We start from the raw sequence: 2,787 nt of genomic DNA, 5'->3' as shown, positions 1-2,787 counted from the left end.
CACATCTATTGAAATCACAACCTCCACCAAAACCAAAACCCATAAAATTACCCCCTTTCGTTCGTCAGTATATCTTATGCTCGTCTAGAAAGGATGGTGTGAGTATAGGAGCCTAGTTAAGTGTGGATTTTTTATGTAAATATGAAATTGGCTTAATAATACCATCTTTTTTCTCTTCATTTACCTAAATTGAATAGAAATTTTATCTCTATTTGTTAACATTACATGTTGTCACCCCGATACGTTTTTTTCTTTATTTTTGTATAGTGTTTAGGCATATCTATTTGTTATTTCTCCAATGCTAATAATTGTTTTGAACTTACAAATGGAAAAGATAGCTACAGGATTAATCTTGTAGCAGAAATCCACCTATTTTAAGCAGGATTATTTTTATATATAAAGGAATGGCACCCTAAGGTTCGTTCCTCCGAAGCCGGAATTAAAGTGTATAAAAAATGTATTTTTATCTCAATGTAAGTTAGTTCCTGTAGCATTCACTCCAGTACCAGGTACAGATTACTGCCGAGTTATAAGAGAAAAATTGTTTGTATAAGGATATATTCGTAAAAACATTGAACATGCAGGTAATGAATGTAATTCAGGGTCATTTAATTGGAATGTAAATGTTCCATTTTCTGGTTTTACAGAAGATGATTTTCGATCATTAGCATTAGTGACTTCTTCCTCAGATACTACATCTCGCTTTATTAATCCTAAGGACGATGATTTACAAAGAATAACCATATTGCGAATTAGTCAGTGCTCAATTCTTTGAATTAGGCTTTTCTCCTTGTCCGACAGAATTAAACAAAACATTCAATACTCTTCGTAAAAAATTGTACTAGGTCTTACTTTGGAATTTTTACAAGTACAAGTATAAAACAAAAAAATCATTGTCTTTTTTATTATTATAAAACATATATAATGATGAAATGGTCGCGTATGAAAACATATTTTTAGGAGTTTCATAAGTGGGGTGAAGGTGATGGCTAAGCCATGGGTTGGTAAGGGAATATGGAACATAGTTTATAAAGGGGAAATACTAAATGATCAAGATAACTCACGCGAAATAAGAGAAAATAAGAAAAAAGAAAAATCAGAATCAGAGAAAAAAGCAAAAGCAATACAAGCAAAGAAGGAAAGTAAAGAATCAGAGAAAAAAGCGAAAGCAATACAAACAGAGAAAAAAAGTAAAGAACCAAATTCAAAAAAAGAAACTACAGCATTTAAATTTGAGAAAGAATCAAAGAAAAAAAATATAGATTCAGGTTTGAAAATAGAGACTTCAGTACGTACAATAAAAGTTAAAATTCCGTTTTCTGTCATTTCGGACGTTACTAGTTTTATAAAACCGCCAAACATTAATGTGAAAAATCAAGAAGTATTTGTATTTCGTAATGAAAAAAATGCAAGAAGGCGTGAATTGGATTCTAAGTTATTAACTACAATGGAACAATATCATGGAGAAATTAATTGTAATTTAGTTTCTTCCAATCTTCATGAAAAGAGAGTGCTTTTAGAACTTTCTAATCAAAAAGCAAAAAGGAATATGAAAGAGAGTAGGGTAGGAACATCTTCGTGGACTCCTATCCACAGTATATTATTAGAGAGGGAAGTTGAAGCGGATGTAAATAATTTTATAACTGCGAAACTACCAATAGAGATAGGGAGGTATAAAGGTGAAATTAGTTTAATAGAAAAAGTAGTTTTTAAAGAAAAAATTATAGAAATAAAAGAGATATCACAGGAAATTATTTTGACAAAAAAAGAATTCTTATTGCCAAAAATAATAAAGAAAGGACATAATCCATTTATAGTTGAAAAAGGATGCTTATGTGTAGAAGGCTATATATTTCAATGTATTGAATTTATATCAGAACAAAGTAAAACTCATGATAAGCTTTATCAATTAATGCAAAATATTGTATTGGAATTAACTATCCAATTACTTCAAGAACAGGAAGTTTGTGTGCGGATTACATAAATAATCATATCTCCATCAATCAGCTGAAATTTTTTTTCAGGAGTATGTAACAGAGAAAAACAAAAAAGGTGCTAGCAAGTTTGCAAATAAGCTAGGGAAAATGTATTAGAAGTGAAGTAATAACGATGACTTGTTTTAAAACAAGTTACTGGACTAGGTGAACAAGAATGAATCTATGTTAAAACATGTGGCGAAATACAGCGTGTATTCAATTACATTTTAGAATACTCCCAACTTAAATAATAATACATGTTTATCGTATTTATCCAAACGACAATTATATTTTTTAGAATAATTGGAGGAATAACTTCTTTCGCAGTTTCTACTAAAATGAAACAAGTTTTCCAGCGAATTGTAGACCTCTAAATTAGATAGGAAATAAAAATTCCGCCTATTTCTATAGCATTATCATTTAGCTGGACTAATTATCCAACTAAATTTCATCGTATAGTCACCTCTGAATGTTTATTCTTATACCTTTATTATAAACAAATTTTATGATACTTTACGACTTAGCAGAAGTGCTTTTTTAGGTATGACCATTCATCTATCACCTACGCTGGGCTTAAAGGAAGGCGAATTATGGCTGAAGTTCGTTAAAGTGAACTATATTTTATGGCTTTACAGTACTGTATGTTTTTATGGAATGAATAAGTAAGTCCGTTTAGAAATAAAGAAAAGACACTCAGATATGAAGTGACCCCTGTCAAGTAGACAGTATTCAAAAAACACAACTAAGCAACCTGAGTTCTATATTTATATGGACTCAGGTTATTTAGTTTCTTTTGGAACCTTTGGTGATT

Annotated in this window: 1 protein-coding gene and 1 pseudogene; both read left to right on the top strand. The window is 30.3% G+C overall.

Translation table 11 applies throughout. From position 1 onward, the window contains the following. Positions 1-412: 412 nt before the first annotated feature. Positions 413-880: pseudogene (locus MR167_RS31115) on the top strand (DUF7852 domain-containing protein); the annotation flags it as partial. A 105-nt stretch (positions 881-985) separates the two neighbouring features. After that, positions 986-1,984 carry a BC_2427 family protein gene (locus MR167_RS31110; RefSeq protein WP_242316210.1) on the top strand — a complete coding sequence of 333 codons (999 nt, stop codon included), beginning with the start codon at positions 986-988 and terminating at the stop codon, positions 1,982-1,984. Positions 1,985-2,787 lie beyond the last annotated feature (803 nt).

It is taken from the genome of Bacillus cereus group sp. BfR-BA-01355, from assembly GCF_022663675.1.
Taxonomy (GTDB): domain Bacteria; phylum Bacillota; class Bacilli; order Bacillales; family Bacillaceae_G; genus Bacillus_A; species Bacillus_A thuringiensis_S.
The sequence above is the reverse complement of the archived record's forward strand: the minus strand, read 5'-3'. Positions and strand labels throughout refer to the sequence as shown.

Excerpts from the sequence above, each read along its gene's own strand:
- MR167_RS31110 (WP_242316210.1), top strand. The coding sequence starts at position 986 with ATGGCTAAGCCATGGGTTGGTAAGGGAATATGGAACATAGTTTATAAA.